This is a genomic window from Nodosilinea sp. AN01ver1 (assembly GCF_050565655.1).
GTDB lineage: Bacteria > Cyanobacteriota > Cyanobacteriia > Phormidesmidales > Phormidesmidaceae > Nodosilinea.
Window position 1 is genome coordinate 62,007 of sequence record NZ_JBNXVS010000003.1, and the last position, 15,686, is coordinate 77,692.

Below are 15,686 nucleotides of genomic sequence, written 5' to 3' on the forward strand. Positions count from 1 at the left end.
CTAAACCAATTTCCCCTTTGAGGTCGCAACCTCGGCCTGTTGGGCCTGTTGCTGCAAAACTCTGGATCAGTATTTAGCCGGAACCCTCTGCCCCCAATTGCTGGCCCAGGCTTCCGTTTAACCGTGCAGGCGCTACTATGGCAGGTGAATTTTCATCGCTAATCTACGCCCTGCGGAGGCACCCAAAAGGCATGGCAAGCCACTGGCCCGTAATCGTCGGCATCAATCAATATCAGTCGCTTCAACCCCTGATGTATGCTCAGTTCGACGCCCTCGAACTGCGTGATTTTTTGGTCAATGAGGTGGGCCTGCCCGCCGAATACTGCTCGCTGCTCACCGACATTTCGCCGATGGTGTACCAGGGGGCGGCGGCCCCTACCCGCGAGGTGCTGCTGCAGCGGCTGGCCCAGAGCTGCGATCGGGCTGGCCCCGAAGACACCGTGTGGTTTTTCTTTAGCGGCTATGGGGTGCAGTGGCAGGGGCAAGACTATCTGCTGCCCATCGATGCCGACCCCAACCAGATTGAGCAGACCGGCATTTTAGTCGAAACGCTGCTGCAGCGACTGGCCCAGGGCGGGCAGCGCCAGTCTATCGTCATGCTCGACATTAACCGGCCCCAGAGCGCTCTGGCCGTAGCGCCTGGCAGTCAAGGCCTGGGGGCTCCATCGCTGGCCCTGGCCCAGGAGCTGGCCATTCCCCTGGTGCTCTCCTGTCAGCCCGACCAGTTTTCTCAAGAAACCCTGGCGGTGCGCCACGGCCTGTTTACCGAAGCGCTGATCGAGGGCATGCGGTTTCACGGCTGCTTGACCCTGGCGCAGCTGGTTGACTACCTGCGCGATCGCGTGCCCGAGCTGTGCCAGCACCACTGGCGGCCGGTGCAAAACCCTGTCGCGGTGCTACCCCCAGGTCAGCAGTATGCCATGCTTGTTCCCCCCAGCCTGGTAGGGCAGATGCCCGTGGGGGTGCCGCCGGAGCCAGACCTTTCCCCTGTTGAGCCGGCCGAACCAGAGCTGCTGATGCCCCTGCCCGCCCCAGAGCAAGCTGGGGCTATTTCCCCTGGCCCGCCCTCGCCAGAGCTGCTGCCGAGCGAAAACGCCAGGCCGTGGCCCGCTGCTGAGCCGCCCCGGCCAGACCTGCTGGCCCCAGGCGAGCTACCCAGCCGAGTGCCGCCAATCCGGCCCAAACCAGGCTCTGGCCCTGAGCCTGATGATCTAGTCCCCTGGTGGAGACTGGGCCTGTTTGCCGCAGCGGGGCTGCTGCTGCTGGGAGTGCTGTGGCGCAATCAGGATAGCTTTCGGGGGCAGCCAGCGGCGACTCCAGCCGTTACGGCTCCGGTGGAACCGACCCCACCCCCGGCTCCAGAGCCTCCGGCCCCAGAGGCGAACGGTGCGGGTGAAACGCTGTTTCCGGGTGCCGTGAGCGGGGCCGAAGCCCTAGGCCGAGCCCGGACGGCTCTAGATCAGCGCCAGTATGGCGAAGCGCTGGTCTGGCTCAACCAAATTCCTGAAGTCGAGCGCCCGGTCGACTTCGAGGCCCTGGTCAATCAGGCCGAAACCGGCTACGCCAACGCCAGTCTGTCTGGCGAAGCCGCCCTCAACCAGGCCCGGCGGCTGATTGAGCCCCTGTCGGCGTCGCTGTTTAACGATGCCATTGAGCAGGCCCGTCAGGTGCCTGTCGGTGACCCCGCCTATGACCAGGCCCAGGCCGATATTGCCCGCTGGAGCCAGGTCATTGTGGACCTGGCCGAGGGCCGCGCCGCCTCGGGTGATTTAGACGGTGCGATCAGCGCCGCCCGACTGGTGCCCGAAGATCAGGGCGAAGTTTGGGGTCTGGCCCAGGCCCGGATTCGGCAGTGGGAGCAGCGCCAGGTCAACCGCCGTCTGTTGCAGGAGGCCCAGAGCGTGCTGCAGCCTGACCAGGCCACCTCGTTTCAGACCGCGATCGCGATCGCCCAGCAAATTCCCCCTGACTTCCCTGAGTCGGTCATTGCCCAGGACCGCATTGACCAGTGGAGCCGCGATATTCTCGCCATTGCCCGCGCCCGCGCCGCCGATGGTCAGCTGCCGGGTGCAATCTCTGCGGCGGGCTTAGTACCGCCCGATACCAGCGCCTACGACCAGGCCCAGGAGGCGATTCGGCAGTGGCAGGCCCAGTAGGGAGAGAAAACTAATACAGTATTGGCAATGCCAACACTGTATTAGTTTTATAGCTGTATGTTTTCTCCCCCCAACCGCGTCGCCCCCGGCCCCGGTCAAGAATCTGTGTGGGACTACCCTCGCCCGCCTCGGCTCGAAGATTCAACCCGGCGGATTCGAATTGTGTTCAACGGGGTGGTCATCGCCGACACGCAGCGGGCCAAGCGGGTGCTAGAAACCAGCCATCCGCCCACTTACTACATTCCACCCGAGGATGTGCAGATGCAGTACTTTCAGGCCGTACCCCGCTCGACCCTATGCGAGTGGAAGGGAGCAGCGGCGTACTTCACCATTGTGGTCGGCGACCAGCGGGCCGAACAGGCCGCCTGGGCCTATCCTCAGCCGACAGAGGCGTTTCAGAGCATCGCCAACTACATTGCCGTCTACCCCAGCCGCATGGAAGCCTGCTACGTGGATGATGAGCTAGTGCAGTCCCAACCGGGCGACTTCTACGGCGGCTGGATTACCTCAGATATTGTCGGCCCGTTTAAGGGCGATCCGGGTACCTGGGGCTGGTAGAAGGGTGTAAGGTTTGCGGCCTGCGGTACCGTCTGCACCTTACACCTTATAACTTACGCCTCTACCTCCGGCTCCGAACTACACATCGGCGCAATTCCCAAAGCATCGCGGCTGCTGGTCATCACCTCTACCGTGCGCTTGAGCTTGGCTTCTAAAAATTGCTTGTGGTCGAGCAGCTGACGCAGCTTCTGGTGGCGGGCGATCGCCAGACTAATGGTAGATAGCTGCTCTGGTGGGCAGGGAAAGTGCTGCACCCGACCGTCAGAATCGAGATTGCACAGACGGTAGCCAGGCCGACCCAGCGCCTGGCCAGCGGGGGAAGGCGGGGTAGGCGGCTCTAGCGACTGGCACAGGCGATCGACATAGCCGGAGAGATCTTGGGGGTCGCCGTGGCGCAGCAGCGCTGAATCGATCGCCGTCGCCGCCCCCGACTGATCGTCGACAGTTTCGAGCCAGCCATCGACAATTGGCCCTTCCATGTAGAGGGCCTGAATGCGCTGCACGGTCTGTTTCAGGTCTTGATGCCAGGCTTCGACGGCCATTTGAATGTCTTGCAGCACCTTGACCGCCAGGGCAGGGTTGGCATCGTGGCGGTGGCGGCTAAAGGTCGGGCGTTTGCGGCGCGGCAGCAGGGGTAGGTGCGACGGCTGAGCCTGAACAGGAAACGGAGCCAGATGGGCTGGGGAGCCAGATGGTAGAGAACTATCGGTGGGGCTGGGGTCGGGCTGGGGTTTGCCTGCGCTGGTGCTGCCTTCTGCGCCGCCAATGGTAAACGATACGGGGCGACGGTGAGGGCGCGCCTCTGGAGGGTTAGGGGCAGGCGGCGATACGGGCGGCAGGGCTATGAAGTCAGAGGAGTTATCCATGGTGTTGAGGAAGCTGGGCCAGGTAGCTGAATGCAGGGTAGAGGCTAACCTTGAGGATGGCAGACCCCTGGGCTGAGCCAGGTACAGGGCCTGAAGAAGCACCATCTGCCTCAATTTATACCTGAATAGTGGAGTTTTAGCCTAATTTAATGGAACGAATCCTTTGAGTGGTGGTAGCACCCAGCAGACTTTTGCCTCAAAAGTGGACAAAAGTCTACTGCTGTAGTTCCCAATTACACAGCCTTACTTTCAAAAGGCCAAACTACAGGGGCGCATGCAGTTCGTCCTTCTGCATCGAGGGCAAATTGAAAACTAGGCTAAGCCAGCCTACTGAAACCGCTGACAGAGCTGACGAAAGTGCTCTCCCCGCTGCTCAAAATTGGGATACTGGTCAAAGCTGGCGCAGGCGGGGGAGAGCAGCACCACAGGGGCCGCTAGAGAGGCCGCCACCGCTGCGCCTCGCTCCACGGCCCGCTCCATTGTCTCGACAATTTCGTAATGGCTGTATCCTACAGACTCTAAGCGTTGGGCAAACTGAGGTGCAGCATCGCCGATTAGCAGTACGGTGGCGGCCCGGGCCTGAATGCTGGCCAACCAGGCAGTGTCGTCGCCTTCCTTGGCTTCACCTCCGGCGATCAGCACGGCGGGAGCGGAGACCGATCGCAGCCCCACCTCGGCAGCGTCGTAGTTGGTGGCCTTGGAGTCGTTAATGAAGTCGATGCCCTGCCAGGTGCAGATGTGCTCTAGCCGGTGGGGCACGCCGGGGAAGTTGGCCACCCCAATCGCGATTGCCTCGGCATCTAGCTCCGCCAGGCAGGCGGCGGTGACCGCCAGCAGCAGGTTTTGCTGGTTGTGGTCGCCCACCATGCGCAGGGCATCGGCCCGCACAATGGAAATGGCTTCAAACTTGACCCAGCCGTCTTCGATGTAGGCACAGGGCCGGAGCGGCGCGATCGCCCGCTTGCCGCCCACGCTCGTCCAGTAGGCGTTGGGAAAGTCTTGCGGCAGGTGCTGGCGCAGGTAGGGGTCATCGCCGTTAAAGACCGCCAGCTCTGAGCGATGCATCAGCGACGCCTTGATCTGGGCATAGTTTGCGACCGTGCCGTGGCGCTGCAGGTGATCGGGGGTGAGGGTGGTCCAGAGACCAATCTGGGGCGATAGAGTGGTAGACGCCTCGATCTGATAGCTGCTCAGCTCCGCGATCACCCAGTCGGGCACCGTGGGCTCTAGGGCCAGTTCGCAGGCGGCGTAGCCAATGTTGCCGCAGGCGATCGCGTTTAGCCCGGCAGCCTGAAAAATAGCGGCGGTGAGAGCCGTGGTGGTGGTTTTGCCGTTGGTGCCGGTGATGCCCACCCAGGGTCGGTCCTGCAAAAAGCGCCAGGCCAGCTCGGTCTCGCCAATGACTTCCAGGCCGTTTTCGCGGGCGGCCACCAGGGCCGGGCTGTCCCACGGCACGCCGGGGCTGACCACCAGCAGGTTGGTGCGGCTGTCGGGCACAAAGCTGTAGTCGAGCAGCACCGTAATGCCGTCCTGGCGCAGGCTCTCCTGCTGACTAACCAGGGCGGGGCTAGAGCCGCGATCGCTCAGCACCACCTGCCAGCCATCGCTGTGCAGCAGCCGCGCCGCCGCCACCCCCGATTTACCCAGACCAATCACATGGGCATTTTTCATGGCATCGCTATCCCTTGACGATCGCCCCAAAATTGCCCAGCACCAGAGCATGGTTGCGCAACAGGCCCAGCAAATTGAGCCGGTTCTGCCGCACCGCCGCATCGTCGGCCATCACCAGCACGCTGTCAGGGCCGTCGAAGAAATTGCTGACCACCGGAGCCACCTGCTCCAGACCGGCGACGAGCTGATCGTAGTCGCGGCTGGCCTGGGCCGCCTGAGTTTGGGGCACCAGAGTCTGAAGCGCCGCCAAAAAGGCCTGCTCAGACTGAGCCTCCAGGGCGGCAGGGTCAATCACGCCATCGGGATCGAGCACCTGGGTGTCGAGGGTGCCCTGGGCGGCCAGGCGAGTGGCCCGGTTCACGGTTTCGTAGACTTTGTCCATGCGGCCGCTGCGGCGCATTTCCTGCAAAAACAGAGCGCGATCTTTCACGTCTAAAGGATCGACCAGGGCGCGGTCGCTCAGCACCGCATTGACCAGGTCGTAGTCGATGCCCTGCTCGTCTTGTAGTAGGGTCTGCACCCGCTGCAAGAAAAAGTCGTGGAGCTGGGTGCGCAGCGCCTCGGGGGCACTGATCGCCAGGGTTGGATCCTGAGCAAAGTCTTGCACCACGGTATCCACCAGTTTTGCCAGATTCAGAGACAGCCCCGCCGCCCAGATGATATTCAGTACCGCGTTGGCGGCGCGCCGGAGGGCAAAGGGGTCAGACGAGCCGGTGGGCAGCTGGCCGGTGCTAAAAATGCCCACCAGTGTATCGAGGCGATCGGCAATGCCCACCACCTGACCCACCAGGGTTTGGGGCAGGCTGTCCTGGGCACCGCGCGGCAGGTAGTGCTCAAAAATAGCGGTGGCCACGGCCTCTGGTTCACCGCTGTGGAGGGCGTACTTTTGCCCCATCACCCCCTGTAGCTCGGGAAACTCGCCCACCATCTGGGTGACCAGATCGGCCTTGCACAGGTAGGCGGCACGGCGAATGTGCTGGCGCGGCTGGGCTCCCAAATTGAGCTGGTCGCACAGATGGTCGGCCACAGCGCCAATGCGCTTCACCTTGGCGGCCATTGACCCCAGCCGTTCTTCAAAGGTGACGGTTTCGAGCTTGGCGACAAAGGCATCGAGCGGCTGGGCGCGATCGGCGTCGAAGAAAAACTTGCCGTCGGAAAGGCGGGCGCGGATCACCCGAGCGTTGCCCTCGGCAATAATGGCATCTTTGCTGGGGTCACCGTTAGAAATGGTGACGAAGTAGGGCATTAGCGCCAGGCCATCGGCGTCTTGCTTGAGCGGAAAGTAGCGCTGGTGGCTCTCCATCTCGATGATGGCCACCTCGGGCGGCAGCTCCAGAAACTCGGCATCGAACTTGCCCACCACTGCCGTTGGCCACTCCACCAGGTTAGTAACTTCGTCCAGCAAAGCCGGGGAAATCATTGGTACGGCCCCCACCGATTTGGCAGCTGCGGCTACCTGGCGCTCAATCAGCAGACGGCGGGCGGCGGGGTCAATTTCGACGTAGGCCTGGCGCAGGGCTTCGACATAGTCCTGGGCACGACGCAGCGTGACAGGCGCGGGGTGCAGCACCCGATGGCCCTGGGAAATGCGATCGCTCACGCACACCATCGACCCGTTTTCTAAAATAATGGGCAGAACGTCACCGTCCATCAGCGTTACCAGCCAGCGAATCGGGCGCGGAAAGCGCAGGTCGCCATCGCCCCAGCGCATAAACCGCTTGCCCTCTAGCCCCAAAATCCACTGGGGAATCAGCTCGCTCAAAATATCGGCAGCGGCCCGCCCCGGAATCGTCTGGTTAACAAAGACAAAAGCCCCTTTGTCGGTGTCGCGCACCTCTAGCGCCGCCACATCTACCCCTCTAGACTTGGCAAAGCCGAGAGCCGCCTGGGTGGGCTGACCGTCTTTGAACGCGGCCTGGGCCGGAGGGCCTTTGACCTCTTCGGTGCGATCGCTCTGGCGAGGGGGCAGTCCATCGAGCACCACGGCCAGACGGCGGGGGGTGCCGTAGAAACGCACCGCTGCTGGAGTCAGGGCCAGCTCGGCCAGCTCAGCCGGAATGCGGGTTTGCCACTGCTGGAGGGCATCGCTAACAAAACTGGCGGGCAGTTCTTCAGTGCCAACTTCCAGTAAAAATGTCGCCATAGAAGGAGATGTAAGTTGTGTCGTGCGCTAGCCCCAGGGGGCGTTCTTTTGCCGATTGCAGCGGAGAAATGACTGTAGCGGGTCGAGACAATCATCTCGATGCTACTGCTCCGCATTTTTAGCTTCCCCAGTCTATCAAGCTTTTCGCCCTGGGCCGACGTATTGGTACGTGGTCAAATAGCCATGACCTTTAACCATGACCTGGCCCACCTCTTCAAAGGCGTAGCGGTGTTTGAGGCGTTCGTAGGTAGCCTCGGTGATTTGAATTTTGCCCGGCATGCCCTGGGCCTCCATGCGGCTGGCGATATTGACCGCATCGCCCCACAGGTCGTAGCTAAACTTTTTAATGCCAATGACCCCAGCCACCACCGGCCCAGTATTAATGCCAATGCGCAGCTGAAACTCCTGGCCGTCATTGCGCGTGATGTGGGCGGCGGCCTCTTGCATGGCCAGCGCCATTTCCATGATGGTTTCGGCGTGGTCAAGGCGGGGCAGCGGCAGGCCGCCCACCACCATGTAGGCGTCACCGATGGTCTTAATTTTCTCGAGCTGGTACTGCTCCGCCAGACGGTCAAAGGCCGAGAAGATCTGGTTGAGCCAGTTAACCAGCTCCAGCGGGCTAATCTGAGCCGCCAGGGGGGTAAAGTTCACGATGTCGGCAAATAGAATAGTGACATCATCAAAGCGCTCGGCCAGCGACCCCTCCAGCTGCTTGAGCTTGTCGACTACGGCCCGAGGCAAAATGTTGAGCAGCAGTTGTTCAGACTTTTGCTGCTCCAGGCGCAGGGCCTGCTGAGCCTGCTCACGCTCCTGCATCTCTTGCTGAAGCTGCTGGTTCTGCGCCTGAAGCAGCTGAGCCTGTCGGCGCAGGGCCTTTTGCAGGTCGGCCAGCAGGTTGGTGGCGCTGCCCGCCGATACGGCGCGCTGGGCCTGCTGCCTGAGCCGCCGCTGAAGCCGATGGGTGGATACCTGGGCCTTAATACGGGCCGCAGCTTCTTCTACCCAGAGCGATTGGTCAATATAGTCGACAACGCCAAATTCAAACGCCCGCAGCCGCCGGGCCAACGCCTGGTCTTGACCGACGACCGCTACAGCAACCTGGCGGGTTTGGGGCCGCTTTTTGAGTCGGTGGCACAGCCGCATGGCTGCCGTGTCGAACTGATCTACCGCCAGCAAAATCAGGTCGGGGAGGTCCGCCTCGGCGGCGGCAATTGTGTCATCTTCGCCGCTGACCTGCCGCACCTCGTAGCCTGCCGATCGCAGCATATCTAACAGTGGCACCAGCGGCCCCAGGCTGCTGTCGGCCACTGGTGCCACTAAAATTGCGCCGGAGGTTTGGCCTGAATCTGGCGAAGCATTGGTCATGGAACCCTGGAGCAAAGATAACAGCCCCCGTCGCTGTAGGCGCTGGCTCGGAGGCACAGAACAGTCGCCGTTGATAACACCCGATAATCACCCTGTAGCAGAGGCAGGTGGCCTACGGCCCGGCTGTGGGTCTAAGCGTTGCCTCCGTTGCCCCTGGTGAGGCAGCGTGCCTCAGTTATAGCGCTCCCTCGGCCATTCATGATTGAATCGATCAAAACCAGGGCGATTCCCCGTAGGGGGCGCTGCGCGATCGCATAATCAGTAGCATAGATTCTGGCGGTTCTTCTCAGCGGTTTGCAGGGCAGGTTGAGACCTATGGCAGGGTGTGAAAATCCGTTTTTGGCGCTCAAGGCCAGGCAGGTCGTCGGCATGTTTGTCGTGATTTCGGCTGGTCTGGCCCTGGTGTTTAGCACCCTAGGTACGCTAGAACTGCTGCCCCTGCAAGGGGACGACCCCATTTTGGCCCCTATTCTCTACAGCCTGATTTTTGTGGGCCTGTGTGCGGCCATTCTGTTGACCACGCGGCGCTTGCCTCTGCGGCTGACGCTGCTGCTGGGGCCAATGCCCAGGCACCTGGCCTGGGTGCAGCTGCTGTGGCTGGTAGTCGGCGTGTTTTTGTTTTCGCTGGGGGCGTTTCAGGTTTCGTACCTGGGGCTATCGCTGGTGGCACCGGGGCTGGTCGAGACCACCCTGAGTCAGTCGCTGCTGCTGTCGCCTGACCAGGCGACGGCTCCCGGTCTTTACAACGCGCTGATGCTGTTTTCGGTGCTGGTGGTGGCCCCAATTACCGAAGAATTTATCTTTCGCGGCGTGCTGCTGCACCGCTGGGGCGTCAAGTGGGGGGTGCGCCCGGCCATTGTGCTGACTTCAGTGCTGTTTGGGGTGCTGCACTCCAACCTGATTGGGCTGTTTGTGTTTGGGGTGGTGATGTCGCTGCTGTACCTGAGTACGCGATCGCTGCTGGTGCCGATGGTGGCCCACGCGATCAACAATGCGATCGCCTCCGGAATCGATTTTTTGGCCGCGCAGCCCACGGCCAATGCCGTCGATACCCTGGCTGAGTTTCGGGCTAGCTGGTGGCTGGGGGTATTGTGTTTGCTGGTGTCGGCCCCCTGGGTGCTGCGCTACGTGGCCTATCACTGGCCCGACCGCCAGGACCCGCTGCCTTACTTCATGAACCAGGGCATCAGCTGCGGGTTTGGGCAGCAGGCTGGGCGCAAGCTTGGGCCAGACGGCCACTCCTAGCCTGAGTAATCCCACCGAACCCGTTTCGCCCCACCAGCGAGAAATAGGGCCAGGTTCCGTAATTCTCTGGACGCCGTCAGCCCCCAAACCGAAGAGAATAAATTTAATTCTGAAGAACGCAGCAGGTCAGTTCGGCGGCTCACTTGGGGGCATTTGAACCTGAGAGCTGGTCTGCTTGAAACGCGTCCTTACAGGTAAATGTGTCTGATCCCAGGGGGCTTTCAGGGGTCAGACACTTTTATTTTGAGGGTGTTCATCGGTATGAACGCCCTGGTTGTGTGGTCCCAAAGCAAGGTCCTTCTCCCCTGGGAGGAGGACTTTGTCGATCTGGAGCGAACCCGATGCCACGAAATGCCGGGTGCGGCGATCGCGAGCCTGTAGTGAATCCGCCTTAGCTGTCCCCGGTTGGGGTGGGCAAACACCGTAAAGCCTTTGGCTTAGCTGCGCTTATGCCCCTACACAAGCCACCTTTTTTAATAGGGTTACGCGGTTCGGATTTGCTCTAAATACTCTAAACAATAGCCATTCCCTAGCCCCTTTGGGGCGGCTTCACCAACGACTCCGCTCAGGGAACGGCTATGGCCGTTTTGCTTGTTGCGGGTGCCGAGCTAGCGGCATGGACGATTGGTATTTGGTAACGCTGACGGCACAGGGATTGTAGCCAGAATTAAGGACACGTCCTAAAGTGGGCTATGGAAAACCCTGCCCCCTGCCCCCTGCCCTAGAATTTGCCCCGGAGTTGTCATTGCCTAAGCTGAACCGCGCCCAGCCGCCCCTGGGCTTTATCCCCCCCCGCTACAAACCCTGGGTGGTGCAGGGCTGCTACATTGTGCTGCCCCTGATGCTGCGGCTGCGGCTGCGGCCCTGGCTGCCAGCGGGGATTTGGCCGGTGACCTGCCACAACCCCGAGGTGCTGGCCGAGTGTTTTCGCCAGTTTCAGGCGGGCAAAATTCGGCTGCTGCTGGCCTTTCGCCACAGCCAGGTCGACGACCCGATCTGCCTGTCGTACCTGTTTTCGCGGCTGGTGCCTCGGGCCGCGCGCCAAAAAGGGTTTAGCCTCAAGCGCCCGCTGCACAGCTTTTTTATGTACGACCGGGGCATGCCGCTGTGGGCCGGGCGGTGGCTGGGCTGGTTTTTTGCGGCGATCGGGGGCATTCCGGTACACCGGGGCCGCAGGCTCGACCTCAAGGCGCTAAAGGCGGTGCGCGAGCAGATGATGACCGCCCCGCTGCCGGTCACGATCGCTCCAGAAGGGGCCACCAACGGCCACGGCGAAATCATTAGCGAGCTGGAGCCGGGGACAGCTCAGCTGGCCTTTTGGGCGGTCGAAGATCTGCAAAAGGCAGGACGGCCCGAGCAGGTGCTGCTGCTGCCGGTGGGGCTGCGCTACATCTACCCCCGCCCCGACTGGGCTGCTCTCAATCGGCTGCTGGCTCAGCTAGAGGCCGACTGTGGCCTACCGGTGCAGTCGTTTAGCAATCCCGCCGCGATCGCACCCGAGGCCTACTATCCTCGACTGCTGGGGCTGGGGCAGCACCTGCTGACCCGTTTGGAGCAGTTCTACCAGCGGTTCTATGGGCTGACTCCGGCTGCACTGGCGGAGATTCCAGACCCGTCGAATCTCGATCCGTCTAACCTAGATCCGTCAGCTGAGCTGGGCCAGCGGTTGAGCCATCTCTTAAATGGGGCTTTGGCGGTGGGGGAACGGTTCTTTAATTTGCCCCACACCGGCACGCTGGTGACTCGCTGTCGTCGCCTAGAAGAGGCGGGGTGGAGCGATATCTATCGCGAAGACATCGCCGACCTGGATCAGCTCTCCCCCTTCGATCGCGGCCTGGCCGACTGGATTGCGGCGGCGGCGACCCTACAGATGCAGCACATGCGGCTGGCGGAGAGCTTTGTGGCGGTGTCGGGCCACTACGTAAAAGACAGGCCCAGCTTTGAGCGCTTTGCCGAAACTACCCTGATTCTCTTTGACCTGGTGGAGCGGGTAAAGGGGACACGGGTGCCCAAACGTCCCCAGCTGGGTACACGGCAGGCGGTGATTACCCTGGGCGAGTCGATCAACATTAGCGATCGCTGGCCCGACTATGCCCAATCGCGGCGATCGGCCAAGGCGGCGGTGGAAGGGCTAACCCAGGATATTCAAACTGCCCTGGAGGACTTGATTGCGGCAGGCGAAAGGACACCGACTGCATGATCTGGCCCAGCTGTAGCCCCCAGATGCCTGACCTGAACGGCTATGATGCCCGTGGTCGAAGCCGATCCACGTAGTTGATGGAGTCAACCTTTCTTGCCTGCGATGGTTACAGAAACGAGCACAGAAACGCGCCAGAACGCCTTGGTCGTCGGGGCTAGCCGGGGCATTGGCCTTGGCTTTGTGCGGCAGCTGCTGGCCGACGATCGCTTTGAGACGGTGTACGGCACCTACCGCCGCCCCGAGTCGGCCCAGGGGCTGCTGGCGCTGGCGGAGCGTTTTCCTCAGCTGGTCTGCCTGCCTATGGATGTGACCGAGGAGGGGAGCATTGCAGATGCGATCGCCGCTATTCAGACCCGTACGCCCCGGCTGCACCGGGTGATCTACTGCGTTGGAGTGCTCCACGATGGCGACTTTCAGCCCGAGAAAAGCCTGCGGCAGATCACGAGCGAAAATTTGGTGCGATCGTTTCAGACCAATGCGGTGGGGGCGGTGCTGCTGGCCAAGCACCTGATGCTCCTGCTCAAGCATGACCAGCCCAGTATATTTGCAGCGATTTCCGCCAAAGTAGGCAGCATAGGCGACAACCGTTTGGGGGGCTGGTATGGCTACCGGGCCTCGAAGGCGGCGCTGAATATGCTGATGAAAACAACAGCCCTAGAGTACGCTCGCCGCTGCCCCCAAACTACCGTAGTCCTGCTGCACCCCGGCACCACCGACACCCGCCTGTCGGAACCCTTTCAGCGCGGCGTGCCGCCCGAGAAGCTGTTTTCGGTAGAGCGCACGGTGGCGCAGCTGATGGCGGTGATGGACGGCCTGAGCCCCGCCGACAGCGGCGAATTTTTTAGCTGGGATGGCGCTCGGCTGCCCTGGTAGGCCCAACTTTGAATTCTGGACTTGTAGTCAGCTTGTCGAACTATTGGCAACATTAGGGTTGTTGCCAGGTGGCCCTGGGGCTATTCTTAGGCCAAGGATTGACTGGCCATTCACACGTCGTCGGTGAGGGAAGCGGGATGGATGCGAGCATGATGAGTTGGCAACTGCTGGAGAGCATTGGCCTGGGGCTGGGGCTGGGGGTGGCCGCCGGGTTTCGGGTGGTGGTGCCCTTTTGGGTGCTGAGCGCCGCTGCCCTGTTTGGCCACATCGAGCTAGCCGACAGTGTAACCTGGCTGGGCAGCACCTCGGCCTTTATTGGCCTTTCCATTGCCCTGGTGGTGGAAATTGCGGCCTACAGCGTGCCCTGGCTCGACAACGCGATCGATACTGTAGCGCTACCGATCGCGGCGGTGGCCGGTACGCTGCTGATGGCGATCGCGGCCAACCAGCTCGACCCCTTTGCCCAGTGGAGCGTGGCGATCGTGGCGGGGGGCGGTGCCGCCGCTACGGTAAAGGGGCTCAACGGCCTGACTCGCTTTGTCTCCACGGCTACAACCGGGGGGGCGACGAACCTGGTTCTGGCCGGGGTAGAGCTGGTGGGGGCCGTCGCGATCTCTGTTTTCGCTCTGGTTGCCCCAGTCCTTATGTTTGTGCTGGTGCTAGCCTTCTTTATTCTGCTGGTGCGCTTTGCCATCAAAGCTTTCTACCGCGCCAAGAAACCCGCCCCAGACGCCAAGTAGGTCGATACAGCATTTGAGGCCGACTTATTTACAGTGAATCCGACGAACAAGACCCCAATTCAAACCCGACATCCAATCAGGCGCGCCATTGGGCGACAAGTTGCTCTGTCCAGTCCTTGACTGCTTAAAATTGCCGCGTCAGCTTCGCCTCGACGTGAAGGGCTAGGGCCGACATTTCTGGCAGCGTGGCGGTAAACTGCCCGGCCCGGTTGACCAAGATAACTTCAGCGCCGTTGGCGCAGGATTTGCCGTTGGCTGCTAGCCCACCCTGCACCACATTGCAGTAGCGGCCCTGGGGCAGCTGGGTCTGAAACCTGTGGGTCAGCGGCTGGGCCTCGCGGTTGATAGCCACAAAGCCCCGGTTGCCTCGGCCAAAGGCAATCTGATTGGCGTTATCGCTCCACCAGTCGGTCACTTCGGCCACAGGCTCAGTGGCGTTGCGAAAGCCTACCATGCCGGCAATGGCAGGCCAGCGATGCTCACAGACCCACTCCCTAAAGCAATTTGCTTCTCCAGCTTGATACACCGGCCGAGTGGTGCCGTTGTCGTAGGTGGGTGGTCCCTGTTCTGAGTCGTCAAAGGCAAAGCTCGACATCACCTGGGGCTTACCGTAGGGAAAAGCCAGCATAAACACGTTGGCCAGAGCGTAGAGGTCGCCGTTTTTGTAGGTGAGGTAGTCGCCGCCGCCGCCGTGACCCCGCTGCTTATCGTGGTTGTCGATAAAAACAACTGACTGAGCGGAGGGAGCTAGACCCCAGCCTTCGCCCAGGGTTTGCAGATTGGCTAACGTTTGGCCCTCTAGCCCCAAAAAGGCGAGGCCAATAAATCGGCCATATTTAAAGTCGAGCACGTTGCCACTGTCGTAGTAGTCTTGCTTGCGAATCGCCTCGGTGCCGGGGTCGATTACTTCTTGATAGATATAGAGATCGGTTTCGGGGTGGCGATCGCGCAGCTGCGTCAAAATCTCCCCCAGCTCCTGGTTGCGAATGTGCTTGGCCGCATCGATGCGAAAACCCGCCACGCCCATCTCTACCAGTTCGCTCATGTAGTTAACCAGGGTGGCCTGCACCTTAGCTGAGCCGGTATTGAGGTCGGCCAGGCCCACCAATTCGCACTGGGTAACATTTTCGGCGTTGCCATAATCGGTGACGTTTTGGTGGCAATCGTGAAAGTCTTCGGGTTTGTACAGGCCGGGATAGTCGTACTTGGTAAACCGGGTGCCAGCGCTGCCTACGCCGCTCTCAAACCCGGCCATGTGGTTGATCACGGCGTCGGCGTAGATGGCAACCCCGGCCTCCCGGCAGCGGTGAATCATATCCTGAAGCGCGGCGCGGCTGCCGCTGCGGCTTTCAAGTCGGTAGCTAACGGGCTGATACCGCTGCCACCAGGGATAGCCGTAGTCGGGCAGTACGATGTGCTCCTGGGGAGGAGAAATCTGCACGGCCTGGTAGCCATTGGGGCCGAGGTACGTTTCGCACTCGGTGGCGATGTCGGCCCAGGTCCACTCAAACAGGTGCACTATGGTAGTGGAAACTGGGGCAGCGGTCTCCGAGAGATCGGTTGCTGAGGCGTCGGCCCTTGGGATAGCGACCCGTGGAACGGTGGTGGTAGCCTGCACGCTAGATAGACCGACAGACAGGGCCGGGAACAACATCAGCGGATTCAGCAAAACTATCAGGCCCACAACCCCGCTGGCAGAAAGGGCACCCAGGACGATTTTCCACATAGATTTTTCAGCTAAAAACGTATAAAAACGAACATTTTTGGGCCAAAACACTGACCCCAGTCACCGCTATCATGCACCTCTAACCCGTAAAAATAACCACGATCCAGGGGGCTTGCCAATTTACCCAGAACCAGCTGCATCGG

At 61.2% G+C, this 15,686-nt stretch carries 11 protein-coding genes; 6 read left to right on the plus strand and 5 right to left on the minus strand.

Annotation, left to right across the window (positions count from 1 at the left end; genetic code table 11):
- Nucleotides 1–191: 191 nt before the first annotated feature.
- Nucleotides 192–2,156 (plus strand): caspase family protein, encoded by a 1,965-nt coding sequence (locus tag ACQ4N7_RS04310; RefSeq protein WP_430710397.1) that lies wholly within the window; start codon nucleotides 192–194, stop codon nucleotides 2,154–2,156.
- Nucleotides 2,157–2,213: 57 nt separating this feature from the next.
- Entirely contained in the window at nucleotides 2,214–2,714 is a 501-nt protein-coding gene (locus ACQ4N7_RS04315) for a DUF427 domain-containing protein (RefSeq protein WP_430710398.1), read from the plus strand.
- A gap of 53 nt (nucleotides 2,715–2,767) precedes the next feature.
- On the opposite strand, the gene ACQ4N7_RS04320 is transcribed toward ACQ4N7_RS04315, so the two are convergent.
- From ACQ4N7_RS04320 to ACQ4N7_RS04335, 4 genes are all read right to left on the minus strand, one after another.
- On the minus strand, nucleotides 2,768–3,580 hold the full coding sequence (locus tag ACQ4N7_RS04320) for a hypothetical protein (protein WP_430710399.1): 813 nt from the start codon (nucleotides 3,578–3,580) through the stop codon (nucleotides 2,768–2,770).
- Between the two features lie 327 nt (nucleotides 3,581–3,907).
- Nucleotides 3,908–5,251 carry a UDP-N-acetylmuramoyl-L-alanine--D-glutamate ligase gene (murD, locus tag ACQ4N7_RS04325; RefSeq protein ID WP_430710400.1) on the minus strand — a complete coding sequence of 448 codons (1,344 nt, stop codon included), beginning with the start codon at nucleotides 5,249–5,251 and terminating at the stop codon, nucleotides 3,908–3,910.
- A gap of 7 nt (nucleotides 5,252–5,258) precedes the next feature.
- A complete protein-coding gene (glyS, locus tag ACQ4N7_RS04330; RefSeq protein ID WP_430710401.1) occupies nucleotides 5,259–7,394 on the minus strand; it encodes a glycine--tRNA ligase subunit beta in 2,136 nt (711 codons plus the stop codon).
- A gap of 135 nt (nucleotides 7,395–7,529) precedes the next feature.
- Nucleotides 7,530–8,759: an adenylate/guanylate cyclase domain-containing protein gene (locus tag ACQ4N7_RS04335; protein ID WP_430710402.1), complete on the minus strand. Its 1,230-nt coding sequence runs from the start codon at nucleotides 8,757–8,759 to the stop codon at nucleotides 7,530–7,532.
- 315 nt (nucleotides 8,760–9,074) lie between these two features.
- Here ACQ4N7_RS04335 and ACQ4N7_RS04340 point away from each other — a divergent pair, with 315 nt between their 5' ends.
- From ACQ4N7_RS04340 to ACQ4N7_RS04355, 4 genes are all read left to right on the plus strand, one after another.
- Nucleotides 9,075–10,004, plus strand: a complete 930-nt coding sequence (locus ACQ4N7_RS04340) for a CPBP family intramembrane glutamic endopeptidase (protein WP_430710403.1) — start codon at nucleotides 9,075–9,077, stop codon at nucleotides 10,002–10,004.
- Between the two features lie 745 nt (nucleotides 10,005–10,749).
- On the plus strand, nucleotides 10,750–12,204 hold the full coding sequence (locus tag ACQ4N7_RS04345; RefSeq protein WP_430710404.1) for a 1-acyl-sn-glycerol-3-phosphate acyltransferase: 1,455 nt from the start codon (nucleotides 10,750–10,752) through the stop codon (nucleotides 12,202–12,204).
- Nucleotides 12,205–12,306: 102 nt separating this feature from the next.
- Nucleotides 12,307–13,077, plus strand: coding sequence for an SDR family NAD(P)-dependent oxidoreductase (locus tag ACQ4N7_RS04350; RefSeq protein ID WP_430710405.1), 771 nt, complete (start codon nucleotides 12,307–12,309; stop codon nucleotides 13,075–13,077).
- Nucleotides 13,078–13,226: 149 nt separating this feature from the next.
- Nucleotides 13,227–13,817, plus strand: a complete 591-nt coding sequence (locus ACQ4N7_RS04355) for a DUF4126 domain-containing protein (RefSeq protein WP_430710406.1) — start codon at nucleotides 13,227–13,229, stop codon at nucleotides 13,815–13,817.
- A 124-nt stretch (nucleotides 13,818–13,941) separates the two neighbouring features.
- Here the strand turns inward: ACQ4N7_RS04355 and ACQ4N7_RS04360 are convergent, their stop codons facing one another.
- Entirely contained in the window at nucleotides 13,942–15,543 is a 1,602-nt protein-coding gene (locus ACQ4N7_RS04360; protein WP_430710407.1) for an alpha-amylase, read from the minus strand.
- Between the last annotated feature and the right edge of the window lie 143 nt (nucleotides 15,544–15,686).

Coding starts and splice junctions, on each gene's coding strand:
- ACQ4N7_RS04310 (WP_430710397.1), top strand. CDS start 192: ATGGCAAGCCACTGGCCCGTAATCGTCGGCATCAATCAATATCAGTCG.
- ACQ4N7_RS04315 (WP_430710398.1), top strand. CDS start 2,214: ATGTTTTCTCCCCCCAACCGCGTCGCCCCCGGCCCCGGTCAAGAATCT.
- ACQ4N7_RS04320 (WP_430710399.1), bottom strand. CDS start 3,580: ATGGATAACTCCTCTGACTTCATAGCCCTGCCGCCCGTATCGCCGCCT.
- murD (WP_430710400.1), bottom strand. CDS start 5,251: ATGAAAAATGCCCATGTGATTGGTCTGGGTAAATCGGGGGTGGCGGCG.
- glyS (WP_430710401.1), bottom strand. CDS start 7,394: ATGGCGACATTTTTACTGGAAGTTGGCACTGAAGAACTGCCCGCCAGT.
- ACQ4N7_RS04335 (WP_430710402.1), bottom strand. CDS start 8,759: ATGACCAATGCTTCGCCAGATTCAGGCCAAACCTCCGGCGCAATTTTA.
- ACQ4N7_RS04340 (WP_430710403.1), top strand. CDS start 9,075: ATGGCAGGGTGTGAAAATCCGTTTTTGGCGCTCAAGGCCAGGCAGGTC.
- ACQ4N7_RS04350 (WP_430710405.1), top strand. CDS start 12,307: ATGGTTACAGAAACGAGCACAGAAACGCGCCAGAACGCCTTGGTCGTC.
- ACQ4N7_RS04355 (WP_430710406.1), top strand. CDS start 13,227: ATGATGAGTTGGCAACTGCTGGAGAGCATTGGCCTGGGGCTGGGGCTG.
- ACQ4N7_RS04360 (WP_430710407.1), bottom strand. CDS start 15,543: ATGTGGAAAATCGTCCTGGGTGCCCTTTCTGCCAGCGGGGTTGTGGGC.